This window comes from Actinocorallia aurantiaca (assembly GCF_039533685.1).
Classification (GTDB): domain Bacteria; phylum Actinomycetota; class Actinomycetes; order Streptosporangiales; family Streptosporangiaceae; genus Actinocorallia; species Actinocorallia aurantiaca.
The window spans coordinates 16,901-42,401 of sequence record NZ_BAAATZ010000020.1 but is presented as its reverse complement, the minus strand read 5'-3'; the positions used below and the strand labels follow the sequence as shown (position 1 = coordinate 42,401).

Genomic DNA, 25,501 nt, shown 5'->3' with positions numbered 1-25,501 from the left:
GACGAGAGGAACACCATGAGGAGCGGTATAGCCGGCGAGTTGGAAGGGGACCTCACGGCACTCCTTCGAGCACGCGCGGGAGAACCGCTGGTTGAGGGCGCTTTCGCCACGCTCGGCGGCTGGGATCGACTAGCTCGGGACGCCGCTGACCTCGCCGACAGCCCGGTGCTTCCCCCGCTGGCGTACCTGGTCGCGCAAGAGGCCGCCAACTCCGGTGGCCGAACAGACAGTTACTCCGAAGCCATGCGCCGCGTGTCGACTGCAGTCACCTCCACCATGAGCCCGGCCATCCTGATCGACAGTTTGGAAGCTCTGCTCACCAGCGGACCCGCGCTGAAGGAAGTCGGCACAGTCCTGGCCAAAGCTCTGGAGAACGCTGTTCAAGAGTTCCTCGACTTGCCGGATCCGGACAGCCGTGCCGCACTGCGAACAGCAGGCGCGCTGGAGGCCCGCACCCGGCTTGCTCTGAGTGGAATTGGATCGCCGTTCGCTTTGCTGGCTCTTCTGGAGCGCTTCGACACGCCGCTTCCCAAGCCGCTCGGCATCGCAGTTGTCCGCGCCGTCGGTGTCGCTGTTGACCACTGGCCGCACGCCGCGAGGCTTGCCACGGTCGTACGCCTTGTCGCTGGGATCGACCCTCCAGCTGGCCAGCCGCGTCCAGATGCCGCCCCCGAGGACATCGCCTCCGATGCCGCGTGGGTGCTGGCGGGAATCGAGCTGGTCAGCGCGCTCCGCGCCGCAAATCTTCCCCTTATGCTCCGCAACCTCGAAGCCTCCGCGGAGTACTTGCAGGTCGCATGGGACACCTACGAACGCGAGGACGCCAGCATCCTCCTGACAGTGGTCGAAGTTCTGTGTGCGCTGCTCGACGAGTCCTCGCTGAGGACGAATGTGGACGCCCTGTCGACCTCTCGGCTCGAACCACACGCACTGGCCGACCTGGCAGAGCGGGTTCGCCGCATCAACGTAACGTCCATGGGCCTGAACCACTGGTACGGAGATCCGAAGCGAGCAACGCTGCTGGCATGGACTCAACTGGCCGACGACCTAGGCCGGCTCCGGGAAGAGTTCAAACGGGACAGCTTCTACAAGGCCGAGGTCGTAGTCGACGACCTGCTCCAGATCTACATGGGCTCACGCTCAACCGCAGTGGTCTCCCACGAGGAGGACATCGACGGCCTACTCAGGCTTGTCCAGCCAGTCATCGAATCGGGGTTCGCCAGGACGGCAGGCCTGCTTAGCAATCTTGAAGATCACACCCACGCCTTGGAGCAGGAACTCGCAACCGCGGTAGGCGACCGTGAACGCGAGGTCACCGAGAAGCTCTCGGTTGCACAAGCGGTCCTTCAAGCGGCGAAAGCGCAAGCATTGGCCGGTGCAGAACCGGGAAAAGGCGGTAGCGGCACGGCTACCGCGTCGCTGCCGCAGCCCCTCAACCAGCTCGTTTCACCAGGATCCGCAGCGGCGATCGAACTCGCCGAGAAAATGTCACCCGAGGCCCTCGCTGAACTTGCCAAAGCAGTCAGCGACGCAACCATCGGCAGGCACAGCCTCAACCTGGTCGAGGCTGGCCTGTACTCCGCGATCCAAAGCTGCTTGGGTGCCAGCCCCGATTACATCGGAGAGCCGAAGAATGCCGTGAATGACGTTCTTCGGTTGATCATCCAGTTCGTCAGCTCACGGACCAATGCTCAATCGGACCTATACCCATACCTGTTCGATCCGAAGGCCGTCGAGGATGACATCCACAAGGATCTCCTTGACTATTTGAAGTCCGGCAGCCACGGCGCGATCACCGAGTACGAGAGTCAGCACGTCGGTGGTGGCCGGATCGACCTGCGACTCAAGTTCGGCGTATTTAGCATCTGCATCGAGATGAAGGTCGACTCGACAAAGAAGTCCTTGAGCGACAAGCAGGCGTACATCAAGCAGGCGGTCACATATCAGACCACGGACATCCGAATCGGATTCCTGGTCGCGCTCCGCCACAAGGCATTTGACCCCACCGGACCGCCGCCACACCTGAGCGCGCTCGTCGGACACACAGTGTTCGACGTGCCCGGCGATCCGGTCCCAAGGCACATCGTCACCGTAAGCGTTCCTGGCAGTCGGACCAAACCGTCGGACATGAAGTAGGTCGCGCCGGATTCGCGACCCCACCCAAGATCCCTCGAACACCCGTCTAGCTTCGAGCACCTGAACGACCACAGCGGAACATCCGCTCATGCCGCAGGCAGAGCGTGGTCGGCCGAGGACCGGTTGGACGTCATCGGGGGGGCAAGTGCTCTACCTGTAGTTTCGCAGGAGAGGTAACTGCTTAAGGTGATTGATGAACATCGGAACTCGACTGGGGGTCAAGGGGTCGCAGGTTCAAATCCTGTCGTCCCGACCATAAAGTAGCAGGTCAGAGGCCTCATCTCCCTTCGGGGAGGTGGGGCCTTTGATCATCCGTCCGCGATTCGTCCGCGGGATTGAACGTGATCACCTGGCCTGGGCCGCTCTCGGTTGGTCCGCGCTGCTACGCCTCGGACACTGCCGCCGGTTCGTTTGAACATGACTGTCCCCGCCGGTAGGGGTGGTTTGTGATCAACGGGGTGTTGCCGGTCTTCGGGCCTGGACGGTTTTGGGTCTCGTCGCTCTGGCGGAGGTCGTCGATCTGAGGCTTGGGTCGACTTGTGAATCTACGGCGTAAAGGCAAACGCTGAGGGTGCCTTCGTTGTTTCCTGGGTGATGGCGGATGCCAGGCAGGTGGAACCTGCTGCGATCAGGGGATGCGGACCGCTTCGCTCAGGCGGCATCATGCCTTCGCTCTTCGGCTCAGGCTCGGCCTATGTGGGTACTGCGCGTATGTCTTCCCAGGCTGGCGGCGCGGATTTGATTCCCGTCATCCGCTCCGCGTGTCCCTTCTGCGCCCAGTTCGGCTTCCACATCTTTGAGGAAGAGACCTCACTTGACTTCGATGGCCACCTGGGCTTGCCCTTCAAGGTCTTCTCCGAAGAGGAAGTCCGGGTCTTCTGCTGCCTCGACAACAGATGAATCCGATGTTCGGGATTGGGCTCACGGGTATTTTCGCGCTGGACGGAAGGATTCTGCCGTGAGCGGGAGGGCGGGAAGGGCGGGGTGGGGCTTCGTCGTGTTGTGTGCGGTGGTGTCGTCAGTCGCCTGCCAGCCGAATGGCCATCGCATCAACGTGTTCAACGACACCGGCGAGGACGTCGTCGTCACGGTGGTGAAGCATGACGGCGAGGCGGTTGATGTGGAGGTGCCTCCGGACCTCATTCGGCTGATCGTTCTGGACAGGGAGTGCGAGCGGGATCTGGTGGCCAGGACTGCGGGTGGGCGGGAGCTCGCGCGGTTGGGCCGTGAGATCTGCCAGGACCACACCTGGGTCTTCGATCCCGATGGTGGTGCGCGGTTGATCAAGGGATATGTGTTCGAGAGACATCAGCCGACTCCGACTCCGACGGTGACCGGGAGGTCTTGAGGGTTGTCGGGGCTGATGGATGCCACCGGGGAACGGGACGCCGGCGAAGAAGGCGGTGGTGACAGCCTCTGCGAAAGGGGAGGCCAGGATCTCGTCGAGAGGTGCCGTCGGCAGAACAGGTCTGCCGGGGCACCTGGCCGGACGGTTCGGGGCCGGCCTCGGGGGGCGGCGAGGCGGTCGGCGGCTGTGCGGATTGCGGGCAAGGGCCGGAGGAAGGAGGCGCAGCCAGGTGGAGGGCAAGGTTCAGCGACAGGCGCAGCAGCGCTTCGAAGAGCTGGCTGAGTCTTTTCAGCGGGCGGCCGTGGGGGTGCTGGTCATGGGCTGGCGGCAGGTGCGCGGTTTGGCTGAGGAGATGGCAAATCCTCACTGGGGCGGACGCTCTTTATTCCTGCGGGGCGAACAGAGGCGCGCGGTATGTCATGGAATGCCCGAAATGCTCTCTTGGTCTCGTGAGCGCGGAGGGGATTGGGTAAAGTCTGCGGGTGGAAGCTGCATCCTGCATTTTCTGCTTGACCTTGACCGTGAAAATAGCGAAGGTGTGGTTTCTGTATCGGATGCCAGGCTCCCTGGGTAGGAGCCGTAGTCGCAGAGGTCGGTTCACTTGCTAGATCTCGCCCGGCGAGAACAATGCCAGGATCTCGTTAGGGATCTTGAAATCCCTAATCCATGGGATTTCGAGGTTTTCTGTGAACTTCTACAGGAACGGCGTGGCCGTCCCCTGGAGATCCTCCCTATTCTGACATTTCATACCGGTTCCCCCAATGGCTTGTTTCTACCGTCCGATACCGTCGACCGTATTTACACGGTGGAGGGAACGAGTCCCTACCATCGTGAGCACATCGCCTTGCACGAGATCGGGCATCTGCTGTTGAAGCACCAGGAGTGCGGGTTGAGCATCGCGGAGTTGGCTCCCGCCCTCTTTCCCGATCTTGATCCGTCCCTCGTGAAGATGGTCCTCGGCCGTAGTGAATACGGCGATCCGCAGGAGCGGCAGGCGGAGTACTTCGCGAGTCTCGTGCTGGCTCGGGTTGATGAGCGCCGGGTGTCTCGGCCGGTCGAGGATCCGGATGTTGTGGAGGTGCTCGGCCGGTTGGAGGCGAGCTGGGGTTCTGCTTCGTGGCAGAGGCGGGGGTCTTCATGATCGATGTCGTCTTCTTCTCGATCGCGGCCGTGGCCTTCTGTGCTGCCGTGCTGAAGGCGCGCGGACTGCGTAGGGGGCCGCGCCGGCCTGGACAGCTCGCCTTGTGTTTTCTGCTGGCGACGCTGGGCTTGGCCTTCGTGCTGTTGTCGGACTCCGCGCAGGAGGTCGAGAGCCGGATCTTCCCCAACCTGGGGCGGTTGCTGTCCAACGTGTGCACGCTGCTGGCCGCGTTGGGAATCGTGTCGCACTTGCTGGGCCTGAGCTATCCACCGGAGCAGGCCAGGTCGATGACCCGCAGAAAGGTGGTCGGGTATGCGGTTGCCATCGCGGTGATGGCGGGGATGTTCCTGAGCAGTCCGATGCCCGCCAGGGTGGGCGACTTCGGGGAGCTTTACGGAGAGAACCCTGCGCTCGTCGTCTACGTCGACATCTATGTCGTTCTCCTCGGCAAGGCGATGGTCGATCTTCTGCTCGTCAGCGTTCGGTACGCGCGTTACGCCCGCAGGCCGACCTTGCGTCTGGGGTTGGGGATCGTCGCTGTCGGCAGCGTGGTCGCGTTGGCCTACCTCTTTGAGAAGGCGGTCTTCGTCCAGTCGCAGGCGTTCGGGTTCGCCTTGCCCTTGAGTGGCCATGGTGCTCCCTGTCCCGCGGTGGTCTCACCTGTGGGCTGTCTGTTCTCGGTGGCGTTCCCCGTGGTGGCCGTGCTGCTCATCGCGGTGGCCGACGTGGGGTCCGGTCCTGGCGGCTCCTGTGCGCTCGTCCAAGGACCGGCGGCTGTACCACAGGCTCGGCCCCTTGTGGCGCATGTTGCACGAGGAGTTTCCCCAGATCGCCATGCCGAGCACTGCAGACCTCGGCTCGCGATGGAAGCTGCAGCGCAGAGTGATCGAAATTCGTGACGGGCTGCTTGCTCTCTCGCCCTACCGGCTTTCGGGTCTGAAGGAAGCCGTGAACGCGGCAGCAGAACGAGAGGGCCTCACCGGTAGGGACCGGGCCGCGGCCGTCGAGGCGGCGTTGATCGCCTTGGCCCTGGACGCTTACCGGAAGAGAGTTCCTGCCGAGATGCGCGAGGAGAGCACCTCGCTGGGTGAAGACGCGGCTGATCTGACGGGGGAGGCTTCCTGGCTCGCCAGGGTCGCAGAAGCGATGCCCTCGGCGCTCAGGCTTCAGGGCTGGGTTCATGCCTGAGAAGAGCTTCTTCGTGGCCGCTACCCGATAGGGGACCTCGACGGGTCCTTGCTCGCGGAGCTTCGATGCCCGGTGCTATCGGCTCAGTTTGAAGGAGTGGCGATGGTGCCATGCACGGTTCTCGAAAGCGACCAGGTCGACGGAGGCGACGGTGGCGGAGAACGGCAGGTGGTTTGTGAGGTTCTTGTCGACCTGGTCAAGGATGGGATCGGGTTGATGGATCGCTACGGTCAGGTGCGGGGAGGTGTCGGCGTACTTGCCGCCATAGGGCGGGCAGTCGGGCCAGCGTGTGACGACGTCGGCGGTCAGGCGGCTGAACGGGTCGGCGGGCTCCGGCGGCAGGTACAGCATCTGGGGCCAGCGTGCGGTGCGGCGGAACTCGGTGACGAATTCCCGATGGGCGGCGAAGATCCGCGTGAGTTCGCCGACGACCGCGGTGTCGATCCGGTCTGTGTCGAGGAACGGGATGAGCACGGTGATGTGAGCGTAGACGCCGGCAGAGGCCGAGCGGTCGTATCGATTCCGCCAGCGCCCCACGACGGGTTCGGCTTCGGGAACGGCCACGATCAACGCGGTCATTCCGGTCCGGTAAGGAGACGGCTCATCTGCCACGTCGGTGCACTCCGTGTCGGTTCAGGGTCTTGTACGGCAACGAACGGTGTATCCAGATGCCTTGGGCGTCAACTTTCGTGAGGTGATGACCTGCGCTGGTAGTTCTCGATGCGGGCAGCCTTGACGATCAAATCGGCCACCATCTCCTGTCCTTCGGGTGAGAGTTCGAAGAAAGTGCGAAGTTGGGCGCCGCGGATGCCGGTGTCGCGCAGGACGGAGAGCAGCTCAATCTGGTGTCTGATTTCTTCAGATACGTTCTCTTGGAAGAAATAAGCCGGACTCACCCCAAAAAACTTAGCCAGCCCCTCTAGTACGCGCTTGGTGGGATTATCGGATTTTCCGGTGCGAAGCTTCCACAGGGTGTTGTGCGAGACCTTCTCTCCGGTGAGCTGCTCTATGCCTTCCGCGGCTTCCTGTAGTGAGTAGGGGCCCCGGTCGGCCGGGTACACGGTTCTGAAGAGGAGATCAATCTTCTCTGACAAATCAGACTTGTCACTTGATTTCATTTCCTTTGCGGGTGGCACGCCACTTGTCCTCTATGTGTTTTCATCTGGAGTGCAAGACACACATGATGGTCTCTCGATCAGGTGATTGACAACCTTGCCCGGCTGTTTCTAGCCTCTCGATCATCGGCATCACTCAAAGGTGATTTCGCTGGATCGATTCTCGCGTCAAGATGATGCGAGTTCAACGGTGGCCAATGGGGGAAATAGGGTGATTCGGGGAAATGGTTCACGGTCGATGGCCTTGGCCGACAGAAGCGATGTGCTTCCGAGGGGCAACGTGTCAGAGAGGAAGGTCGGCGGGTGCGCTGAGACATGGGAGGAGACCTCAGGCGTCAGGAGAGCCCTCCTGACGCGTCTCCTCGTCGACGGTTCAGAGCGGACGCAGGTGGTCGTCGACCGGAGAGAGCTGGGGTTTCTGTTCGGGAGACGTCGAGATGACATCGCCTGGGAGCTCTTCGCACCCCGTCTCAGGGTCTGCGACTTCTTGGAGGACGCGATCGAGTACCTGGAGGGCGAGATGGCGGAAGCCGAAGCCGAGCCGACAGGGAAGAGCGGCAGGAAGTCTTACACCTGCTGGTTCACGACTCCGGGTGTCGATTTCGATGTGGTCTTTCAGACCCTTCAGCGCGCGCGGAACCACCACTTCGTTGGCTTGATGTTCGGGCCCTGGCCGCACGGATCGGCTGTCTATGCCTTCGGGGACGCTATGAGCCTGTGCGGCTTCGAGTCCCCCCGCGAGCTGCTGCGCGAGAGCTCGACGATGACCGAGGAGAAGGCGTTCCGCGCGTTGGCCTCATGCCGCATCTGATCTCTTCCGTCCTCACCAGCGGAGACGGACCCGACCAAGGAGTGTTCGATTTGACGAACAGCACGACGAGAGAGCTCCGCAGCGAGCTCAGCATCGCAGCCGGCCTGCTCAAAAAGTTGCAGGCGATGGCTCGCACGGAGTTGAAGACTCCGGGCAATTCGATGCGGTGGGGGCCGGTGGATCTCGAGGCCACGAATGCGCTCGATTCGTTGAGTACAGCGCCTACGTTCTCGAAGAGCGTGGAGCAGGAGCAGGAGCAGGAGCGGGAGTGCAGAGCCGGAGCCGGGGGACTGGCTGCCGAAGTGGCGGCTTCTGTGGAGAAGGCCGTGGACTTGGCACAGGACCCCGAAGACAAGCTCGCCTGTTTGGACGCGGCTGTACACGTGAGCAGACTGCAGAGGGCGCTGCTGTAGATGGGAGCGACCTTCGGGGATTTGATTGCCGTCGCTGACGTCCACTGGGCGGAGACGATGGAGTGGCTCGAGCCGCTGGAGCTGTCATGGCAGGCAGGAGAACGATCGACGATCAGCGAGCTGGGCCAAACGGCACTGGTGCTGGCGAGGTACGCCGAGCGAGTCGGAACAGGCTTCGGAGCTCAGGAACGAGAGACTGCGGCGGCGCGGAGGGCCCGGCTCTGCGCGGCTTCTTTGCGGGAGACCGCTTCGGTTCTTCAAGGAGATGAAGAGAGCGTCCCGGAGCGCTGCGAGCTGGCTCGAAGCCTGTTCATGGCCCGCCAGGCGCTCGGTTGCGGGCTGGACCTGCTGTCGGCGCATTTCGAAGTGGGCGAGAGAGGCCTGCTCCCGACCACTGCCCAGAGCGAGGTCATCGCCAGCCCGTCGAGTACGGAATGGCTGCTGACAGCAGTGGACGGTTATGCCAGTCAGCTGCTGAGGGTCGTCGAGAAGGCCGGCAGAACCGACGCGGTAGCCAAGCTGAGTGAAGCGATCCTGCACGCGAAGCCCAAGAGAAGCCCGGAGGACCAAGGGCTGCGGGCCACGACCATGCCCGAACCCAGAGCCGCACTCGAGGCAGGCGCTGACGAAATCGAGCTGCTCCCTGAACGAATACCGCTCAGAGGAGGTGAAGGGAGGGAGCGAGCTCTTACCGGGATAAGGGCGAACGTCCAGTGGCTGGAGGCCTCGGGCGTGCCGCAGAGCGCGCGGACGTGGAGGTCGTTGGCGACGTCGACGCTGATGACCAGCGAGATCAGCGGACAGATTCTGCGCCTGCTGATGGCACGCTGTCGTCGGCTCGACCTGCCGGAAGCGACCGATGCCTTGGCCGAGGCGGAGATGGCGGTCGGAGAGCTGGCCGACAAATGGACCGGGGTCACAGCCGTGTGGCGGGAGGTCTCCTGCGACCGAAGATCCCAGCTGGACCAGATGATGAGCGACGCAGGCGAACTGGTGGTCAGACTCGGCCGGCTGGTGTACGCGGATCGAGAATGGAGACCGAGCGCCAATGCTGTGACCAAGCTGGTCAGACCGCAGGTGCTCGCTCCCGAAGCCGTCGACGTGTACATGATCACGAGGGCGGTGGAGGATGCCATCAAGGCTCCCGTAGCGGTGGCGTCGAACGCCTTGGCCGGCTTGAAGTCAGGCCAGCCGACCGGATTGACCCCGCAAGGTGAGAACCAGATGAAGCTACGTCACGAGCGGCTCTACCGAGGCTATCTCCAAGCGAGGAACACCGCCGCTGAAGCTCAGCAGGCTCTCGGACGAGCGACACAGTTCTTGGTCTCGGCCGACGAGCGACGCCCTGGCCGCCTGGCCGCAGAGAGCTTCCCTTTCCAGGCCCGGGAAGCACTCGGTCTCACTGGTCCAGAAGCGACTCGAACGCGGAGCAGAGGTCCTGGAAAGGGCGCCCGCTTGACGCCCGGCTGAGCTTGCCCACAGAGCGCGGCTGCGCCGAGCAAGAGATACACAAGTATGACTTGTGCCTGGACCGGGCGCGGTCCAGCGGGGGAGGGACCGAGCGCGGTCCCAGAAGGAGGTCGTGTTCGCCAGGCCCGGTGCACCACGTCGACGCAGTCCACGCCAGGGCGCAGGTCGGCGGCGGTTGGTTCAGATGCGATTCAACGAGGAGGAGTACGCGGCGTTCTCCTCGGCCGCCGAACGGCAGGGCTTGTCGAAGGGGGCCTATGCGGCGCAGGTGTGCATGACGCACGTGCGAGGCCTGGACTCGGTAGAGCAGGAGACGATGCGTGACCTGCTGAAGGCGCTGATGCTGACGACAGGGCAGGTCCGGAAAATCGGCGTGCTGTTCAACCAAGTGGTGGCCAGGCTGAACGCGACGGGCGAGCAGGCGGAACGATTCGTCGTGTATGCGGCGGCGGCTGACCGGACCTTGCGGAGGGTGGACGAGCTGACCGCTCGGGTAAGGGCTCACCTGTCGTGGTCGGGAAGGTGATCCGAGGGAAGCGGGTTCAGGGCTTGATCCGCTACGTGCTCGGCCCCGACAACCACGGGAAGCACCACGACCCGCATGTCATCGCTGGATTCCGCCCGGTCGAGGACTTGGAGCCCGCGCGTAGGAGTGACGGAAGCCCGGACTTCCGAACACTGGACGAGCTGATGATGCAACCGCTGGCGTTGCTCGGAGAGTTCGGGCTGACCAGGCCGGTCTGGCATTACCCGATCCGCGCTCATCCGGACGATCCGATCCTCACGGATGAACAGTGGGCAGAGATCGCCCGAGAGATCATGCATGCCACCGGCCTGGCCAAAAAAGGAGACGACGACGGCTGCCGCTGGTTCGCGGTCCGTCACGCCGACGACCACATCCATCTGGTGGCGACCCTCGCCAGGCAGGATGGTCAACGGCCCGATATCCGCAATGACGCGATCAAAGGACGGGCGGCGCTGCGCCGGATCGAGCGGAAGAACGGCTTCGTGCAGACGGCCCCAGCGGACAGGACCGCAGCAAAGAGACCGACCAGAGGAGAGACGGAACAGGCAAGACGCCACCACCGTCCAGAGGCTCCACGGGTCTCATTGCGACGGCACGTCATCACCTGCGCCGCAGGAGCACGCAGCGAGAAGGAGTTCTTCTCCCGGCTGCAGGACGAAGGCGTTCTGGTCAAGTTCCGCCACAGCCGCCAGAATCCGGACCAGATCACCGGTTACGCCGTCGCCCTCCCAGCCGACACCGGCCGCGGCAACCAACCGATCTACTTCAGCGGCGGACGGCTCGCCCCGGATCTGACCTTGCCGAAGCTCCGGGCCCGCTGGTCATCCGCGCCATCCGGACACGATCCGAACGGCCCGTCCCGGCATCCGCTCTCAGGCGCCCAACTCTCCGTCGGCACCGCCAAGGCCGTGCTCCGGCAGACCGTTCGAACCTGCGCAGCCGAAGCCACCGGAACCACGGACTTCCTGACCCGCCTCGACCAAGCGGGCCTGCTCCTGCGTGTCCGTCACAGCGACCGGACCCCAGGCCAGGTCACCGGTTACGCCGTGACGCTCCCTGGCCACCGCGACCGCGATGACCAGCCGCGCTGGTACAGCGGAGGACAGCTGGCCGACGACCTGACACTGCCCAGGTTGACTCGCCTTTTCAACCAGACCGAGCAGGAACCCGACTTCACCCACGAGGAGCTCCAAGCGATCTACAACGACGCAGCCCGAGCCGCTGACCACGCCAGCGACCAGATTCGCCGCTGCATCACCCTCAACCCTCAAGCCGCCCGTGACGCCGCCTGGGCCGCTTCCGACGTCCTGCACGTCGCAGCCCAGACCACCGGCAACCCGCACCTGCACCGAGCCGCCCGCGCCTACGACCGTGCGGCCCGAGCCCCGGACGGTCGCACTCCCAAGCCCACCAGAGCAGGGGAGGGCCTGCGCACGGCTGCCCGCGTCATGGCCATGGCCGGCCTCATCCAAGACAAGACGACCGTGGACCTCCTCGTCCTGGTCGCCGGCCTCACCGCTCTCACCGGCACCGTCGCTCAGCTCCGAGCGGCAGAGGGCCGCCGTGCCCAAGCCGAAGCCGCTGCTCGATCGTCCGCCCACCTCCGCTACCCCGACGAAACGAGCCGCGCTAGGGCGACCACGGCCGCCGTCCCGCTCTCCGTGCCCGAGCCCAGGGCGAAGTTCAGTCCTCGGCCCGCCGGTCGGCGGCAGCCGCGGCGAGGATGAGCTCGTCCATCAGCCACCGTGACTTCGGAGACAGGTCGACCAGCGCCCGCAGTACTTCCGGTTTGATCTCCCCGCTGCGCAGCTTCCGCAGCAGCACCTTGAACGTGAGGTCCTCGTCGATGGATGAGGCTTCTTCGGCGAACCCGAAGTAGCCGATCGGCACCCCGAAGAAGGTCGCCAGAGCCGTCAGGGTCTTGAACTGCGGGTTGTCCTGCCGACCCGTGCGCAGCTTCCACACGGTGGTGGAGGACATGTCCTCGCCCGTCCGACCTGAGATCGCTCGGGCGATTTCGATGTTGGTGCCCGCAGGCGGTAGGTCATCCGGCCATGAGTGGTGGATGAGCCACTCGATCTTGTCGGCCAGGCTGGCCGCCGGTGCCACCGTCTCCACCACGCTAACTCCTCAAAGATGACAACACGCCGAGTGGTTGCTTTTGGTTGACGAGATCGCATCTGATCATGCAAAGTTCTCTGCGCCAAGAACCTTAGTTGACGAGCTCTCATCTCGTCAGCTTTCGACACTCAGGGGGAGTCGACGGTGGCGACAGCCGAGAACGATCTGGAGACGAGGCAGCGCCTGCTGCTCGACCTGCACCGGCACCTGGTGGGCAACGGCCTGCACGTGACGATCCGCAGACCGCACAACGGCATTTGGAAACTCAAGATCAGACGCGGCCTGTGGACCGAGACTGTCATGTGCGCCGGAGCCGAAGGCGCCTACGCCTTCGTCACCCCGCACGGACGCCTACTCGGCAGCACCGACGACCTCCACGGTGTCATCGACCTGGTCCAGTTCATGGTCAACCGGAGGCAGCGGTGACCACCGCCAAGACGATCCTGTGGTGCCAGTGCGCGCTCATCCCGATGATCGCGGCCCTCGCCGTCCTTGGCGCGATCGGCTCTTTCACCACCGTCCGGGACGCCTCAGTGCCGTACTTCGGTGAAGAGCTCGCCTGGATCGTCCCCATCGGCTTGGACCTGGGCATTCTCGTCCTGCTCGCCTGGGACCTGCTGCTGGAACTGCAGAACCTCGCTTGGCCGATTCTGCGCTGGATCGCTTGGGCCTACATCGCCGGCACCGTCATCGTGAACGTCACCGCGGCCGCTGGAGACCTCGCAGGCATGATCACCCACGCGGCCATGCCCGTCCTGTTCATCACCGTGACCGAAGGAGTCCGGCACCAGATCCGGCAGCGTGCCGGCCTCGCAGCAGGGACCCGCAGGGAGAAGATTCCCGCCTCCCGGTGGCTGCTCGCCCCAGTCTCCACCCTGCTGCTCTGGCGACGGATGGTGCTGTGGCAGATCACCTCCTACCCCAAAGGCTTGGTCTTGGAGCAGGAACGGCTCGTCGCGGTCTCCAGGCTTCAGCAGACTCACGGCCGGTTCCGCTGGCGCTGGAAGGCGCCGCTCAACGACCGACTGGCCCTCTGCATCCAGCCCACCGACGACGCCCACCAGGACGACGACCTCGACGAACTCGTCACCGCCGCCCAGCAGGTGCTCTCCGTCGAGGAGACCGACGGCATGCGACTGAGCAACGTCAATCTCGGACGTCGTCTGCGAGCCCAGGGCTATGCGGTGGCCAACGACAAGCTCGCCACCATCGGCAAAGCCGCTCGGGCCCGGCTGGACGGAGCGCAACCGTGAGAGACGACCTCGCCGAATTGCTGGAGATCATCGCTCGACAAGAACTCGGACGCCTACACCGAGGAGAACTGCCCTGGTCGACCGTCCTCGAACGAGCGACCTCCTACGGACAGTACGGCTTCACGAACGTCCTGCTGATCGGCGCTCAACGTGAAGCGACACAGGTCAAGTCCTTCGAGGAATGGCAGCAGGCCGGACGACGGATCCGCAAAGGAGAACACGCGATCCGAATCCTGTCCCGACAGGGCAAGCCACGTTCGGTCTTCGACCTCGCCCAGACCACCGGGCCATCGCTGGAACCGGCCCCTCCGCTCAGTCCTGCCCAAGCATGGGAGCAGCTTCGCCGAGTCGCAGTCACCCGTCGGCTCTACGTCGACAGGGGGCATCAGTGGAACTACCTCGGCGACCCACGGCTGCGCATCACCATCGATCCGGATGCCGACGACACCGAAGCGTCCTTCGCTCTCGCCCACCAACTCGCCCATCAGGTCCTTCACCGAAGCGAGTTCGATCAGATGGGACGTGAATGCGTCGGTGTCGGCCGCGTTGAAGCCGATGCGGTGGCCTTCCTCGTCACGCGTTCCCTCGGCCTTGCCCCCAGCCGAACCGGAAATCGCGATGTCTCTTCCTGGGCGGGGAACGACCAGCGAGCCAGGCCCCTTTTGGCCATCAAAGAGGTCGGGTCCCGCATCCTCCGTGCGGCTTCCCTCCTTCAGAGACAGCTCCACGAGCAATCGAAGGCCACAGCGCAGAAGACAGAAACCGCAGAGAGACGACCGGAAGCCTCTCCCAGAGAACAACAGTCGGAAGGCGCCAGCACGGAAGTACACGACGCGCTCGAGGCCGCCCACGCATTCTTCCGCTCGCAGCTTCCATCCTCATGGGCTCCCGAGTACCTGGCCGACAGGGGGTTCCCCGTCAAGGTCCAGGAGCAGTGGCAGGCAGGCTACGCCCCCGCAGGCTGGCGCAACCTGCTCAACACGTTGACCGGCCAAGGCCACACCCCTGACGTGCTCCTTGCTGCGGGTCTCGTCCGCGCCAAGAACGGCCGCCTCTACGACCTCTTCCGAGACCGCATCACCCTTCCCGTCCGAGACCCGCAGGGTCGCGTGGTCGGCTTCATCGGCAGGGCCGCACCGGGCAGTGAGGCCCCCAAATACCTCAACAGCCCGGAGACCGCCCTGTTCAAGAAAGGCCACCTCCTCTACGGGCTGCACGAAGTCCAAGAGAAGCTCACCTCCGGGGCGCGCCCCGTCATCGTCGAAGGCGCCTTCGACGTCTGGGCCGTCAACCTCGCCTCCGACGCGCACGCCGCCATAGCCCCCAGTGGCGTCGCCTTCACCGCCGAACAACTCGACCTCCTGGCCCACGCCGTAGACCTCACCGGAGCAGGACCCCTCATCGCTCTAGATGGCGATCCTGCTGGTCGTAGGGGAGCGGCGCGGGCATGGAAGGTGCTGTCGCAGCTCAAGGGAACTGTCGGTGCCGTGTGTTTTCCTGAACAACAGGACCCCGCAGAGATCCTGATCCGCCAAGGTCATGCAGGCGTACGTGAAGCGTTGAAGGCCGAACGACCCTTGGCCGACCTCGCCATCGACGTTGCGATCGAACACGCCGAGGCCCTGGCCACGTCGATGGAAGCCCGGCTGGCCGCGGCCCGAGTCGCCGCCGAGATCATCGCCCGTCTGCCCCCCGCCCAGGTCTCCCAGCGGGTGGCCAGAGTTTGCGACCGCCTCGGACTCGATCACCGCGACATGACCGGTTACGTGGTGGCAGCGGTCTCTCCAGTGGCCCAGGCCTCAGAGACGTTCCCCTTACCCCCGGACCCGACGACCGCACGACCCGCTACGCCTTTCCGCCCCGTCCGCCAGCCGAGAACACCTAGGAGGTCCCCATGACCGAGCAGAACATCGACCCGTTCCAGGAAGCCCTCGCCCAAGGAGGCCAGCGCCTTGTCCAACTGGTCGCAGTCGGCTCGCTCACCACCCGAGGAATCCTCAACTTCCAGGAAAGGCGAAGAGCCGCCCGTCAAGCCGAAGACGAAGCCTCTCAACGAGAGGCCGAAGCGGAGATCGCGGCGGCCTACTCCCAGGCCTACACCCGCTTTGCCAGGGCGCTGGACCCCACCTGGTTGAAGAAGGCTCCCTTCCTCGAAGTCCTCGAAATGTGGACCGAGGCTGTGCCCTTCGCCAACGACCGCCCGGATGCCACTCGCGCCGTCATCCGCTGCGAAGAACGCCTACGCGGCCTGCACCCTCACGGCATGTCCCATTACGACCGCTTCCGAGAGGCCGGCAACGAACGCCTCGACGCCATGCGTGAGTCCCTGCCCTACCTTGCCCGCGACCCCGGAGTCCGCACAGGCCAGCCCGGCAGGCAACGCCCAGAGTTGACGGCCAACGCCGCAGACCTGGCAGCCGAAAACTTTCCCTACGACATCGCCGAAGCCGTCACCATCAGCTCCCGGCTCGCCGACCCTGGTACATACCGAGGCCCCAGGCTCGAGAGGACTCGACGTCCGACCCGCTGAAAGGAAGGGACCATGCACGACCTGCTCAGCCGAGACGAGGGCATCGCGCTGCTCGTCAGTGCGGTGATCTTCCTCTTCATCGGCCCCACAGTGATCGTGGCACTCCGAAGAGGGGAAGAACTCTCCTACTTCGTACTCCTGAACGCCCTGGCTTTCATCATGCCCGTGGCCCTGCTCGCTCTTTGGCCAGCCGCTTTCCTCTGGCCGAAGCGCGAGGACGAGCTTGAAAAGCCTCTTACGAGAGCACCGAGACCGGCCACGCCGCCGAACCATCTGGGCGGTGGAGTGAAGCTCATCCGGTCCAGGCAGCTGTCTGACTGACCGAGCGGCTACAGCCTGAACTGATGGGTCGGTCACGGTGTAATGCGCTCTTTCGTGATGCGCGTGCGGTTCAAGAGCCGAGGGCAGTGGATCGTCCCAGCACCATTGCGCCGGGACGATCCAGACAACCGAGACCTACACGAGGTGGCACCGTCTACTGGTAGCTCCCTCGGGTCGTGCCGTGTTCGTTGAGGAAGGCGGAGAGGGCAGCCAGGTCGAGTCCGGTGATCCTGGCCAGGGCCTGTTCGATGAGGTCGCACGCGGTGGCGTAGGCCAGGGACATCCCGCGGTTGAGGAGGCACAGGTCCTCGGCGTCGGTGTCCTTCCAGCCGTTGGCCTCGGCGTTGAAGCTCGCGGCCAGCGAGGCGAGGTGATCGCGTTTGGCGTACAGCACCTCAAGGACTTCCTCCGAGACCTCTACATCGGAGGCCGGCAACCTAGGTCGGTACAGCGGGGCGCCGGCGTGTACCGGGTCGCCGGGGAGCGGTTCGCAGGCGTCGAGTTGGTCGTGGAGGTCGAACTGGTCGCAGAGCTCCCTGACCAGGAAGTCCTGGGAGTCGCTGTAGGCGGCGAGGCTGCCCCACCAGTAATCCCGTTCCTTCTCGTCTACCTTTTCGATGGCTTTGACGGAGGCCTCGATGCTCTGACGCAACGCGGTGTGCGTCTGACGGACCGCGCGGGCCATCGCCCTCAGCGTGGCAGCTTCATCCAGACCCGCAGGAAGGGCGAGTAGAAGGAGAGGCGGGATCGGCCGCGGATCGTAGGTTCCGGCCGTAGGCGGCTGCTCGCTCACTGCCTCGCCTCCGTCGGGCGTGCAGCCGTGGGAACGCCGGGCAGGTTCCAGGCCGCGTAGACGACCTTCCCTTCGGGGTCGCCGGGGTACCAGCCCCAGCAGTCAGCCAGCGCCTCGATGAGGATTAGGCCGCGTCCGTTCTCGTCCTGCTCGGCGGCGGTCTGCGGCCTGGGCGGTTCAGAGGAAGCATCGCCGACCTCGATGAACAGGCGGGTAGGGGTGCGGGACAGGTGGACGGTGAACGTCCCGGATGCGCGCCCGTGCGGCTTGGAGGTTCGCTCCGCGTCAGCCGCGGCAACGGAGTTGGCGGCCAATTCGGTGACCACCTGGGTGCAGGGGAGGACGAGGTCGTCCAAGCCCCAAGCGGAGAGACATTTGGCGACCGCGCGTCGGACGAACGGGACCGACACGGCGAGCGCCAGAAGGCACAAGCGTTCGGCCTCGAGCGGTTCCCCGCCTTTGTCGGGGCGGAAGACGTCAGGTGACATAGGTGAAGTCCGTTCTGGAATCGGAACCCAGCCTGGGCGGGCGTTCCGGACGGATGGTCGGGCGGCGCAGAGAGCCCGCCTAGGTGGTTTGCGTCATTCAGTGGCTGAGGCACCCGGTTTCGGTGCGACGAGCCAAGGCTTTGTTGATTGGACCAGGTCCAATGTCACATCTAAGCGAAGCCGCTGTCAATGGACCTGGTCCATACTTGTTTGATATGGGTGAGCGTGAACGAGTCGGAAGATCGAGGAAGGACGTCCATGACAGCCCGCTATCAGGAGATCGCCGCCGACCTGCGCGAACGCATCGAGGTCGGCGAGTACCCGGTGGGCGGTCGTCTGCCCGGCTACCGGGACCTGGCCCAGACCTACCAGGCGAGCAAGGACGTCATCCGCCGGGCGATCGCCGAACTGGAGTCCGAAGGACTCGTCGAGGCCGCCCAGCGCCGGGGCATCGTCGTGCGACCGCGCACCCCTCGACGCCGCATCACGCGGGACACCACCGTCAGACGCTCCCGCTCCGGATACGTCTTCCCCGGAGCCAGCACACCCGAGGAGCAGTGGCTGCCGGTGATCCCGCCCCGCCGCAGCATGCAACCGGCTCCTGCCGACATCGCCGAACTGCTGGGGGTGGCGTCAGGAGAACCGGTGCTGCGTCGCCGTCGGGTGATGGCCCCAGCAGGCGAGCCTCCGTTCGACATCACCGACTCCTGGATCCATCCCCAGGCCCTCGCCGACGCCCCTCAAGCAGGTGAGATCTCCACTGGTCCGGGCGGGTACCTCGACCGGCTGGAGGAAGCCGGCCACGGACCGCTGGCCTGGACCGAACGCGTCCGCGCCCGCATGCCCACCGCCGAGGAGGCCCGGTTGCTGGCCATGCCCCGCTCCGGCATGCCGGTACTGGAATTGACCCGCACCGGTTTCTCAGCCCGCACCGACCACCCTGTGGAGGTCACGGTCGTGCTCGTCCCCGCCGACCGGGGAGAGATCATCACGGCACTGCGACGCGACGACACCGCCTCATGGCCTGTCTCTTCGGCCGATCCGTCCTGATCTCGGGACAATGGCATCGCCCGGAGACTCCGGGCCGATCGGCTTCCGGCCTGAGTGAGGTTAGGAGGCCGACAGCAGGCCTAGGAGCGCGGCGAAGGAATTGGTGAGGGATTCCAAGACGGCTTTGCCTTTGTCGGCCGAGGCAAGGGAGCGCCGATCGACGACGCCGGTGATGGTGTGGTGCGCCAGGCCGGTGGTCAGCATGTGGTAGCGGTCCTCAATGACGGTGTCATCTGCCGAGGTGATGGGATCGACGAGGTCGGGATAGGCGTGGAGGAGCAGGGAGGTCTCCAGTTTGCCCGCGTGCATGTTCTCATAGCTGGAAGAAACCAGATCCGCGGCGTTGCGGGCGTCATGTCAGTCCTCAAGGGCGGGGAAAAGCGCTATGTGGTGGCCGTCGGCATTGGCCTCCTGGACGACTTTCAACAGTGGGTAATTCCCGCCGTGCCCGTTCACCAGGACGAGCTTCGGAACTCCTGCCCTGTCCAAGGAATGGTGGGCGTCCAAATGGCCCGGCTCAACGTCTTGGAGGAGATGCTGACGGTACCAGCCCATGCGTTGTTCTCACGGGAGTAGAAGATGGGCCTGCCGCCGGTTGGATACACAACTTTTACGGGTGGGGTGCGTCCGATCACCGGTCCGCAGGGCAGGTCTGGCGGTAGAGCTCGGTATCGGGGATGTAGCGGGTCCATTCCTCCTTGGTCAGGGACCGTCCGGCCATTTGGCAGACCGCGCCTGGCAGATCCTTCGGGATGTTGGGGATCTGCCAGGAACGCACGACTCCTTGTTCGTCGACGGTGAGGAGGTCGCGGTCGCGTTCAGTGAAGGACAGGGCCCTAACGCCTGGTTCCGGGTGGAAACTAAGACGTCGCCTGCTCGCCATGTCCCATAGTTCGATGCCCTTTTCTCCGGCTACTGAGAATAGGGAACCATCAGCGCTTACCGAGATATCTGACGACAGAAATTTGAGATTGATGGGGGTAAATGTTTCCAGGCCGGTGGCTGTGTCCCAAAATTCCACCCGGGAGGTATTATTGGAGTCTTGGGGTTGGAGGGCCAAGACAGTTCGGCCGTCAGGAGTGAAAGTGAGGCCGCTGCCATCCCCACTTGACTGCGCGCGGTCCTCATTTCCAGTTCGCCAGTGAATTCTGTTTCCGTTTTCTGTGAACCACACGCTGTGTCCTTTGGCTGCGATAGTACGGCCGTCGTGGCTGAACGCAGCGCTCATGGCTATGAGTCCGCCCCAGGCTCGATCGCTTGTCGGCTGCTGAATGGGATTCCCTGAGGTAATGTCATAAAGAGCAATGTTCGTATCAGGGCGATTATTCCTGCGGTTTGTAATGGTCAGGATCTGTGAGCCATCAGGACTGAGTGCCCATCCGAACAGCATTCCCGGCCCCTCCAGGAGCTCGGTAAAAATCGCCTTATTGCCCGCGAGTGCATCGAATTTCTGTAGGCGATATGTTTGCTCGGGTCGGTTGACGTAATAAAATGTTGTTAGGGATCCATCTCGGTTGAGTCGTACTTCACTGAGGCCTTTATCTGACCATCCCTCGGGAACCTTCGATATTTTTTCATTTTTCCATGTATTCGTTTTAATTGTTCGGACAGTTCGGAAACTCATGCCGATGAGGAGCTCCCCATCAGGGCTGAAAGACAGATGGCTTGGCTCTTGGCCAGCTCCGTTCTGAAAAGAAATCCGTTCTGACAGGGATCGGCCGGTAGCCGTGCTCCACATCTGCACCGTTCCGTCTCCGGCAGAAGAAGCCGCCATGGCCCCGTCCAGGCTGAAAGTCAGGATTTGCGTGGCGAAAGGGAAGGTGCCGTGCTTGGTCGTGGAAAGCCTGCGGCCAGTGCGGGTGTTCCAGAAAGAGATCACTCCGTCCGAGCCAGCTGCGGCCAGCAATCGACCATCGGTTGTGACACCGACAGTGTCAGGGTTGCGGCCGTCCTCCCAGCGGATGATAGGTCCCAGTGGGCGCCCTTCTCGCCATGATCGGGCATTGGTGATCCCCCGGATGTTTTGGGAGACCTTCAGGTAGGAGGATCGGTCGCCTCCGATGATCCTGCTGCCCTGCCATGAACTGCCGGGACTAGGCGGCTCCGTTGACAGATTCCAGGAGTGGATCTCGCCATGGCTGACAGCAGTGAGGACTTGCCCGGTCTTGTCGAAGGCCAGACTCGAGACCCTGCTGCGAGTCTTGAGCGGGGAGCCAATGCGGCGCCCCGTCGAGATGTCCCATCTTTGGATGTGGTTTCTGCTGCCCGAGGTGATCGCTCCGGCCAGGGTCGTGCTGTCGGGGCTGTAGGCCAGTGCTTGAATTGGGCCGTCAGCTTCTTCAAATGTCTGTGGTCTCTGTTGGGTGAGGGTCGGGTCCCAGGTCTCGAGGCTGCCGTCGGCTTTTGCTATGACGACCGTCTTACTGTCAGGGCTGAAGGTTGCCGTCGTGAAATTCGGACCTGCAGAGTGCAGTGCTCCTTGCAGCCCTGAGGCCACTGAGACCGCCATCCCGTGGTGGGCTTCTGCTGTCGGTGCGTATCCCCAGGCTTCGGTCGACAGCAGCGCGGCAAGCATGGGGTCGCTCGCGCGCACGTTATCGGCTTGGGTCGACAGCAGCGAAGATATGGCGGATCTGCGCTGGACGTCGGCTGTCCGCTGCGCACTGGCCGCTCGGTGTTCTGCTCGAATCGCGAGTACCGCGGTCACCGTCGCGGCCAAGGACAGAACAACCAGGGCGGCGGTGAAGGCACGGCGGCGGGTCTGGGCGCGGGAGTGCAGACGGGAGCCTTCCGCCAGGTAGCCGCGCTCGAAGGCGTTGAGTGCGGGGTGGGTGTGCTGATGCGGCCAGAGAAGGGCACGCTGCAGGCGGCTGCCAGTGAGCACATCTGTGGGGCGGCGGCCGTGGTCGGCCCAAGTCGCGGCGGCTTCGCGGATCTCCCGGTGAATGCCCAGGCCGTCTTGGTAGTCGGAGATCCATGCGCGCAGCCGCGGCCATGCCCGTAGGATCGCGGGCCGGGTCAGCCGGACCTGGCCGTCGCCACGTGCGAGGACCGTGACGAAAGCAGCCAGGACGCGTTCGGTCGCCTCGGCGTGAACGTCGGGAAGTTCGGCAGCGGACAGAATGCGGGCGATCGGCGGCCCGCCGTCGGGGAGCGCGACCATGCGGAGGAACACGTCCCGGGCGACGTCCCGGTCTTGCGGGTCGAGGGCTTGGTAGGCGTCCTCGGCCACGTCGGCGAGGATCGGATCATCAGCCCGCCAGATGAGGCCCGCAGCATGCAACGATCCGGCGGCGAGCAGTTCCCGAGAAGCGGAGGCAGGATCGCCGGTGAGAGCTGACAAGAGGTCGCGAGCGGTGGGCCGGTCAAGGGGACTCTTGGCCAGGGCCGCAGCGACGAGCGGCTGCAAAGCCTCAGGCAGCACGGTGAGGTCGGGTTCTGCGGTGAGGACCCGGTGCATCACCGCGGGCAGCGCGTCAGCGTGGAACGCGTGTCGGCCCGTGGCGGCGAACAGCAGAACCGCGCCCCAGGCGAAGACGTCGGCCGGCTCCCGGGCGCGGCCATTGCGGAAGACCTCGGGCGCCATGTACAAGGGGGTGCCGGCCCCCATCCGGCTGGTGACCGACAGGTCTTGTGAACGCGCGAGGCCGAAGTCGATCACTCGAGGCCCGTCCGGACCGATTAGGACGTTGTCGGGTTTGAGGTCGCGGTGCACCACCCCAGCGTCATGGATTGCGGCGAGCGCGGTCGTCATACCGACCGCCAGCCGGTGCAGGTCGTCTCCGGTGAACCGCTTCCCGTCTCGAACCACACGACCCAGGCTCGGCCCCTCGACGAGTTCGCTCACCAGGAACGGACGCGGACCGTCCATCTGTGCGTACAGCAGCTTCGCTGTGCAGAACGAAGCGACCCTCCCGGCGGCGGCCACCTCCCTGCGCATCTCCCGCGCGATCCCGTCGGCCTCGGGGAAGACCTTGACCGCGACCCGCACCCCATCCCCGTTGACCGCCTCGTACACCACGCCCTGACCGCCGGCGCCCAGCCGGCCCTCCAATACGTAGTCACCGATCCGCTCAGGATCGCCCATCCGCAAAGGACCCGGCATGCCGCGCCTCCACCAGTCCGCCTACTCCGCCAGAAGCACCAGCGTGTACCACGCAGCGCAAGCACGCCGACACAATCAACAAATGTCCGGGAATGTCGAGAAGCGCATCCGGCGAGGCAGGCCGTGCACCAGCGAGGTACCGGTACGGTGCTCTACCTGAAGCGCCCGAAGGTTCCAGATATTAACTCCACTAGAATGGGGCTGTCCGGAACCTTCGGGGCGCTTCATTGACCTGGGCAAACCTGAAGAGAAGACACGGTTGTCCGGCCGTCGTGGCGTGTTCTGTTCATGCAGGTTAGAGGCAGGATCGTTGGATTCACGGCCGTTGCTATCGCGACCACGTCTACTTCAGGGGAGTCCAGCGCCAGGGCCGGTCGCCGTGTCTACCTCGTAGGCAGTCCACACGCAGCCGGACCTCGTCGTGGAAGCCGGGGTGTTCGGCGGAGTGCTGGGCTAGATAGCAGGTCATGCGCAACTCGCGTAGATCTCGCATGATTGGGAAACCGGGCCAGGCCGTCACATCGCTGCCGACGGCCTGGCTGAACTCTTCGTATTCCTGACGGGTAATCCACTCGAACGAGGTATGTTTGATCGCGGTTGAGGCGAGGTCCCAGTTCGGGGAGCCGATGGAAAAGCGCTCCAAGTCGAGGAAGAACGCGGTCGATTCGCCGAGGACGACGGGCACATTGCCGGCCCATGCGTCGCCGTGGACGACACGAGGTGTCCCCTCATCGAGCAGGCCCGCCCATGCGGTTCGAAGTTCGGCGAGACGAACTACGAGCCAGGCCCGGTCATCGTCGGGCAGAGTGGTCGCTGCTGCGATACGTTCGGGAAGGCGAACGAACGGATCAAGATGGCCCAGACCGAGGTGCGTGGGTACCGGCTGGTGGTGCAGCTTCTTGAGTAGCGCGCCGATCTCGCCGGGTCTGCCCTGGCGGTGTGGGGGCAGGAGCTGCCAGAAGGTGATCGGGCGCTCGTCGATGAGCAGGGGCTGCTCCATGTGCGCCCAGACGCGAACGGCTGGAATGCCGCTGTCGGTGAGCCACCGTGACACGGCGATCTCGCGGGAAGCGGCGCCCCACTGTCCGGGGCGACCGATCCGCAGCACAGTGTCACCGACGCGGAAAAGGACGTTCTCTCCCCGCCTGATCAGCTCGGCTCGGGAGGCGTCGAGGCCGGCCTGATAGCAGGCTTGCCCGAGGACGTGGTCGATGCCGGAGGTGTTCACGCGTCGTGGACCATCTTGTTAATGCGGACTCTCAATTCCGGGACACCGTGCTCGCGGTGATGGGGAGCGGAAGCGGATGAAAGTTCGGCCAAGTCAGTAGCGGCGCGCCGGGAACGGACCTGACCTGCGTCACGTAGCGCTGAACGTGCGACGGCTATGGCTTCGGAGGGATCCCCTGTCATCATGATTAGTGTGGCGAGTTTCGTCCCGGAGATCGCTCGTGATCGTGCGTACTGGTCGGAGTGTCCCTTGACGGCGAAGGCCAGCCTTCGGGCGGCGCGAGGTTCGCGGAGCCCTGCGGCAGCCAGATCGAACAAGGCATGTCCGGTGTCTCCCAGATGCTGGGCCTCGTCGTAGTAGCCCATCCAGGGCGGATCCGCAGTGGGATCGGAATCGGAGAAGGCCGCGTCCGCCAGGCCGACCGCGCGGAGGGCGTCCTCTGCCTTGCTACGATTTCCTAGCCTCACCATCTTGGCCAGCGCCCGTGCCCGTGCGGTGTGCAGCATCGCCTGCTCAGTGGCCGTCAGCCGGTCTGAGCGCACCAGCGCCAGCTCGATGTAGGTGAGTCCAGTATCGGGATCCTGGAGCCAGACCGCTTGTCGGCCGAGGTGGGACAGGGCTTTGGCACGCAGATGCCAGTCGTCGGCTTCTTCGGCGCATTTACGAGCGAGCTCCAGCATGGCGCGGGCGTCTTCGTGCGCGTAGTCGTCGAAGGCCATCCAACCGCAGGTGGCCGCGAGGGCTCCGACCGCTGAGAGCAGACGTGTCCGCAGCTTCTCGGGACATTTGCTGCTCAGCAGCTGTACCGACCAACGCAGTTGAGCGGTGACCGCCTCCCGCACCAGCGCGCCGCCGTAGGCATGGTCGAGTCCACTGAACAGCTGAGCGGCCTGCCTGATCTGACTGATCTCCGCTGCCGTGACCCGCGCCGGTGGGGTAGATGGGACCAGAGCGGAGAGCAGGCCGGAGGAAGGCGCACCGATGGCGGCGGCCCCCGCGAGGATCATGAACTCACGTCGTTCCACTGGTCCCTCATCATGAGCTCGACTCGAATCCATGATGGCTTTCCGGCCGCCGAAGACGGCAGCCTGCTTCTCAGAGCTGTCCCCTTCGGCGTCGTAGCTGTCCCCTTCAGCATCGCGGATGGGGGAGAGCCTTTCGTTCAGAAGCGAGACCAGAGCACCTCCGGTCTCCAAGATCTCGTCCAGCCGCTCGGCCAGCTCCGGCAGGCAACGACGCACGCCCCGTTCGATTTTGCTGATCAATGCGCTGCTGACCTGCACACGAGCGGCGAGGGCGGGCTGCTTGAGCTTCCGCTCCACACGCCACCGGCGGAGTTCAGCGCCGAATCGTTCCTCGGGGGAACGTTCAGGATGCAGCTTCGCGAGCGGATAGGGCATCGATGATCCCGGGAGCGATGGACGCGTACGGAAGAGGACAACTTCGCGGTCCTCTTCACGATGT

The 25,501-nt window shown here is 64.3% G+C and carries 27 protein-coding genes and 1 pseudogene; 19 read left to right on the top strand and 9 right to left on the bottom strand.

The genetic code is table 11. The annotated features are described in order from the left end of the window. The first annotated feature begins 15 nt into the window (after nucleotides 1–15). The 7 genes and pseudogenes from ABD327_RS23755 to ABD327_RS23725 all read left to right on the top strand — a co-directional run bounded on the left by ABD327_RS23755 (nucleotide 16) and on the right by ABD327_RS23725 (nucleotide 5,813). Nucleotides 16–2,136, top strand: coding sequence for a hypothetical protein (locus ABD327_RS23755; RefSeq protein WP_344452881.1), 2,121 nt, complete (start codon nucleotides 16–18; stop codon nucleotides 2,134–2,136). Nucleotides 2,137–2,799: 663 nt separating this feature from the next. Continuing rightward, nucleotides 2,800–3,036 carry a hypothetical protein gene (locus ABD327_RS23750; RefSeq protein ID WP_344452880.1) on the top strand — a complete coding sequence of 79 codons (237 nt, stop codon included), beginning with the start codon at nucleotides 2,800–2,802 and terminating at the stop codon, nucleotides 3,034–3,036. 58 nt (nucleotides 3,037–3,094) lie between these two features. Then, nucleotides 3,095–3,484: a hypothetical protein gene (locus ABD327_RS23745; protein ID WP_344452879.1), complete on the top strand. Its 390-nt coding sequence runs from the start codon at nucleotides 3,095–3,097 to the stop codon at nucleotides 3,482–3,484. A gap of 229 nt (nucleotides 3,485–3,713) precedes the next feature. Next, nucleotides 3,714–4,058 (top strand): hypothetical protein, encoded by a 345-nt coding sequence (locus ABD327_RS23740; RefSeq protein ID WP_344452877.1) that lies wholly within the window; start codon nucleotides 3,714–3,716, stop codon nucleotides 4,056–4,058. 27 nt (nucleotides 4,059–4,085) lie between these two features. Beyond that, entirely contained in the window at nucleotides 4,086–4,625 is a 540-nt protein-coding gene (locus tag ABD327_RS23735) for a hypothetical protein (RefSeq protein WP_344452875.1), read from the top strand. After that, nucleotides 4,622–5,314: pseudogene (locus ABD327_RS23730) on the top strand (MAB_1171c family putative transporter); the annotation flags it as partial. The gene ABD327_RS23735 and the pseudogene ABD327_RS23730, both read left to right, overlap by 4 nt. Further along, nucleotides 5,256–5,813 carry an MAB_1171c family putative transporter gene (locus ABD327_RS23725; RefSeq protein ID WP_344452873.1) on the top strand — a complete coding sequence of 186 codons (558 nt, stop codon included), beginning with the start codon at nucleotides 5,256–5,258 and terminating at the stop codon, nucleotides 5,811–5,813. The pseudogene ABD327_RS23730 and the gene ABD327_RS23725, both read left to right, overlap by 59 nt. Before the next feature lie 75 nt (nucleotides 5,814–5,888). On the opposite strand, the gene ABD327_RS23720 is transcribed toward ABD327_RS23725, so the two are convergent. Beyond that, nucleotides 5,889–6,392, bottom strand: a complete 504-nt coding sequence (locus ABD327_RS23720; RefSeq protein ID WP_344452872.1) for a 2'-5' RNA ligase family protein — start codon at nucleotides 6,390–6,392, stop codon at nucleotides 5,889–5,891. Nucleotides 6,393–6,493: 101 nt separating this feature from the next. After that, nucleotides 6,494–6,949, bottom strand: coding sequence for an XRE family transcriptional regulator (locus tag ABD327_RS23715; RefSeq protein WP_344452871.1), 456 nt, complete (start codon nucleotides 6,947–6,949; stop codon nucleotides 6,494–6,496). Between the two features lie 217 nt (nucleotides 6,950–7,166). Between ABD327_RS23715 and ABD327_RS23710 the strand changes: the two genes are divergently transcribed. Genes ABD327_RS23710 through ABD327_RS23690 form a run of 5 tightly spaced genes read left to right on the top strand, consistent with a single transcriptional unit; the run spans nucleotide 7,167 to nucleotide 11,875 of the window. Continuing rightward, entirely contained in the window at nucleotides 7,167–7,739 is a 573-nt protein-coding gene (locus tag ABD327_RS23710; RefSeq protein WP_344452870.1) for a hypothetical protein, read from the top strand. A 50-nt stretch (nucleotides 7,740–7,789) separates the two neighbouring features. Then, a complete protein-coding gene (locus ABD327_RS23705; RefSeq protein ID WP_344452869.1) occupies nucleotides 7,790–8,152 on the top strand; it encodes a hypothetical protein in 363 nt (120 codons plus the stop codon). Beyond that, nucleotides 8,153–9,622: a hypothetical protein gene (locus ABD327_RS23700; protein ID WP_344452868.1), complete on the top strand. Its 1,470-nt coding sequence runs from the start codon at nucleotides 8,153–8,155 to the stop codon at nucleotides 9,620–9,622. Between the two features lie 52 nt (nucleotides 9,623–9,674). Then, the gene (locus ABD327_RS23695) at nucleotides 9,675–10,148 is read left to right on the top strand and encodes a plasmid mobilization protein (protein ID WP_425547196.1); all 474 of its coding nucleotides are present in this window, start codon (nucleotides 9,675–9,677) and stop codon (nucleotides 10,146–10,148) included. Between the two features lie 23 nt (nucleotides 10,149–10,171). After that, on the top strand, nucleotides 10,172–11,875 hold the full coding sequence (locus ABD327_RS23690) for a relaxase/mobilization nuclease domain-containing protein (RefSeq protein WP_344452865.1): 1,704 nt from the start codon (nucleotides 10,172–10,174) through the stop codon (nucleotides 11,873–11,875). Here the strand turns inward: ABD327_RS23690 and ABD327_RS23685 are convergent. Beyond that, entirely contained in the window at nucleotides 11,832–12,269 is a 438-nt protein-coding gene (locus ABD327_RS23685) for a hypothetical protein (RefSeq protein WP_344452863.1), read from the bottom strand. The two genes, ABD327_RS23690 and ABD327_RS23685, sit on opposite strands and share 44 nt — an antisense overlap. 144 nt (nucleotides 12,270–12,413) lie before the next feature. Between ABD327_RS23685 and ABD327_RS23680 the strand changes: the two genes are divergently transcribed. Genes ABD327_RS23680 through ABD327_RS23660 form a run of 5 tightly spaced genes read left to right on the top strand, consistent with a single transcriptional unit; the run spans nucleotide 12,414 to nucleotide 16,373 of the window. Continuing rightward, nucleotides 12,414–12,695, top strand: coding sequence for a hypothetical protein (locus ABD327_RS23680; protein WP_344452862.1), 282 nt, complete (start codon nucleotides 12,414–12,416; stop codon nucleotides 12,693–12,695). Then, nucleotides 12,692–13,522: a DUF2637 domain-containing protein gene (locus ABD327_RS23675; protein ID WP_344452860.1), complete on the top strand. Its 831-nt coding sequence runs from the start codon at nucleotides 12,692–12,694 to the stop codon at nucleotides 13,520–13,522. Before ABD327_RS23680 ends, ABD327_RS23675 begins: the two co-directional genes overlap by 4 nt. Continuing rightward, nucleotides 13,519–15,420: a toprim domain-containing protein gene (locus ABD327_RS23670; RefSeq protein ID WP_344452859.1), complete on the top strand. Its 1,902-nt coding sequence runs from the start codon at nucleotides 13,519–13,521 to the stop codon at nucleotides 15,418–15,420. The genes ABD327_RS23675 and ABD327_RS23670 overlap by 4 nt, the downstream gene beginning before the upstream one ends. Beyond that, entirely contained in the window at nucleotides 15,417–16,052 is a 636-nt protein-coding gene (locus ABD327_RS23665; protein WP_344452858.1) for a hypothetical protein, read from the top strand. Before ABD327_RS23670 ends, ABD327_RS23665 begins: the two co-directional genes overlap by 4 nt. Nucleotides 16,053–16,064: 12 nt before the next feature. Continuing rightward, nucleotides 16,065–16,373 carry a hypothetical protein gene (locus ABD327_RS23660; protein ID WP_344452857.1) on the top strand — a complete coding sequence of 103 codons (309 nt, stop codon included), beginning with the start codon at nucleotides 16,065–16,067 and terminating at the stop codon, nucleotides 16,371–16,373. A 154-nt stretch (nucleotides 16,374–16,527) separates the two neighbouring features. Here ABD327_RS23660 and ABD327_RS23655 read toward each other — a convergent pair whose 3' ends face one another. Beyond that, entirely contained in the window at nucleotides 16,528–17,058 is a 531-nt protein-coding gene (locus ABD327_RS23655; RefSeq protein WP_344452856.1) for a hypothetical protein, read from the bottom strand. A 104-nt stretch (nucleotides 17,059–17,162) separates the two neighbouring features. Further along, nucleotides 17,163–17,654 carry an ATP-binding protein gene (locus tag ABD327_RS23650; RefSeq protein WP_344452855.1) on the bottom strand — a complete coding sequence of 164 codons (492 nt, stop codon included), beginning with the start codon at nucleotides 17,652–17,654 and terminating at the stop codon, nucleotides 17,163–17,165. Between the two features lie 258 nt (nucleotides 17,655–17,912). On the opposite strand from ABD327_RS23650, the gene ABD327_RS23645 reads away from it, so the two are divergent. After that, nucleotides 17,913–18,704: a GntR family transcriptional regulator gene (locus tag ABD327_RS23645; RefSeq protein WP_344452853.1), complete on the top strand. Its 792-nt coding sequence runs from the start codon at nucleotides 17,913–17,915 to the stop codon at nucleotides 18,702–18,704. Between the two features lie 60 nt (nucleotides 18,705–18,764). On the opposite strand, the gene ABD327_RS23640 is transcribed toward ABD327_RS23645, so the two are convergent. Continuing rightward, nucleotides 18,765–19,013, bottom strand: coding sequence for a creatininase family protein (locus ABD327_RS23640; protein WP_344452851.1), 249 nt, complete (start codon nucleotides 19,011–19,013; stop codon nucleotides 18,765–18,767). Between ABD327_RS23640 and ABD327_RS23635 the strand changes: the two genes are divergently transcribed. Next, nucleotides 19,008–19,280 carry a hypothetical protein gene (locus ABD327_RS23635; protein ID WP_344452850.1) on the top strand — a complete coding sequence of 91 codons (273 nt, stop codon included), beginning with the start codon at nucleotides 19,008–19,010 and terminating at the stop codon, nucleotides 19,278–19,280. The genes ABD327_RS23640 and ABD327_RS23635 overlap by 6 nt on opposite strands. Before the next feature lie 55 nt (nucleotides 19,281–19,335). On the opposite strand, the gene ABD327_RS23630 is transcribed toward ABD327_RS23635, so the two are convergent. The 3 genes from ABD327_RS23630 to ABD327_RS23620 form a co-directional block, all read right to left on the bottom strand. Continuing rightward, the gene (locus ABD327_RS23630) at nucleotides 19,336–22,791 is read right to left on the bottom strand and encodes a protein kinase domain-containing protein (RefSeq protein WP_344452848.1); all 3,456 of its coding nucleotides are present in this window, start codon (nucleotides 22,789–22,791) and stop codon (nucleotides 19,336–19,338) included. Between the two features lie 361 nt (nucleotides 22,792–23,152). Next, complete coding sequence (locus tag ABD327_RS23625; protein WP_344452847.1) at nucleotides 23,153–24,037, bottom strand: phosphotransferase; 885 nt, start codon at nucleotides 24,035–24,037, stop codon at nucleotides 23,153–23,155. Then, nucleotides 24,034–25,437 carry a helix-turn-helix transcriptional regulator gene (locus ABD327_RS23620; RefSeq protein WP_344452846.1) on the bottom strand — a complete coding sequence of 468 codons (1,404 nt, stop codon included), beginning with the start codon at nucleotides 25,435–25,437 and terminating at the stop codon, nucleotides 24,034–24,036. The genes ABD327_RS23625 and ABD327_RS23620 overlap by 4 nt, the downstream gene beginning before the upstream one ends. Nucleotides 25,438–25,501: the final 64 nt, after the last annotated feature.

Excerpts from the sequence above, each read along its gene's own strand:
- ABD327_RS23755 (WP_344452881.1), top strand. The coding sequence starts at position 16 with ATGAGGAGCGGTATAGCCGGCGAGTTGGAAGGGGACCTCACGGCACTC.
- ABD327_RS23750 (WP_344452880.1), top strand. The coding sequence starts at position 2,800 with ATGCCTTCGCTCTTCGGCTCAGGCTCGGCCTATGTGGGTACTGCGCGT.
- ABD327_RS23725 (WP_344452873.1), top strand. The coding sequence starts at position 5,256 with ATGGTGCTCCCTGTCCCGCGGTGGTCTCACCTGTGGGCTGTCTGTTCT.
- ABD327_RS23720 (WP_344452872.1), bottom strand. The coding sequence starts at position 6,392 with ATGACCGCGTTGATCGTGGCCGTTCCCGAAGCCGAACCCGTCGTGGGG.
- ABD327_RS23710 (WP_344452870.1), top strand. The coding sequence starts at position 7,167 with ATGGCCTTGGCCGACAGAAGCGATGTGCTTCCGAGGGGCAACGTGTCA.
- ABD327_RS23700 (WP_344452868.1), top strand. The coding sequence starts at position 8,153 with ATGGGAGCGACCTTCGGGGATTTGATTGCCGTCGCTGACGTCCACTGG.
- ABD327_RS23665 (WP_344452858.1), top strand. The coding sequence starts at position 15,417 with ATGACCGAGCAGAACATCGACCCGTTCCAGGAAGCCCTCGCCCAAGGA.
- ABD327_RS23660 (WP_344452857.1), top strand. The coding sequence starts at position 16,065 with ATGCACGACCTGCTCAGCCGAGACGAGGGCATCGCGCTGCTCGTCAGT.
- ABD327_RS23655 (WP_344452856.1), bottom strand. The coding sequence starts at position 17,058 with ATGGCCCGCGCGGTCCGTCAGACGCACACCGCGTTGCGTCAGAGCATC.
- ABD327_RS23650 (WP_344452855.1), bottom strand. The coding sequence starts at position 17,654 with ATGTCACCTGACGTCTTCCGCCCCGACAAAGGCGGGGAACCGCTCGAG.
- ABD327_RS23645 (WP_344452853.1), top strand. The coding sequence starts at position 17,913 with ATGACAGCCCGCTATCAGGAGATCGCCGCCGACCTGCGCGAACGCATC.
- ABD327_RS23640 (WP_344452851.1), bottom strand. The coding sequence starts at position 19,013 with ATGCACGCGGGCAAACTGGAGACCTCCCTGCTCCTCCACGCCTATCCC.
- ABD327_RS23630 (WP_344452848.1), bottom strand. The coding sequence starts at position 22,791 with ATGGGCGATCCTGAGCGGATCGGTGACTACGTATTGGAGGGCCGGCTG.
- ABD327_RS23620 (WP_344452846.1), bottom strand. The coding sequence starts at position 25,437 with ATGCCCTATCCGCTCGCGAAGCTGCATCCTGAACGTTCCCCCGAGGAA.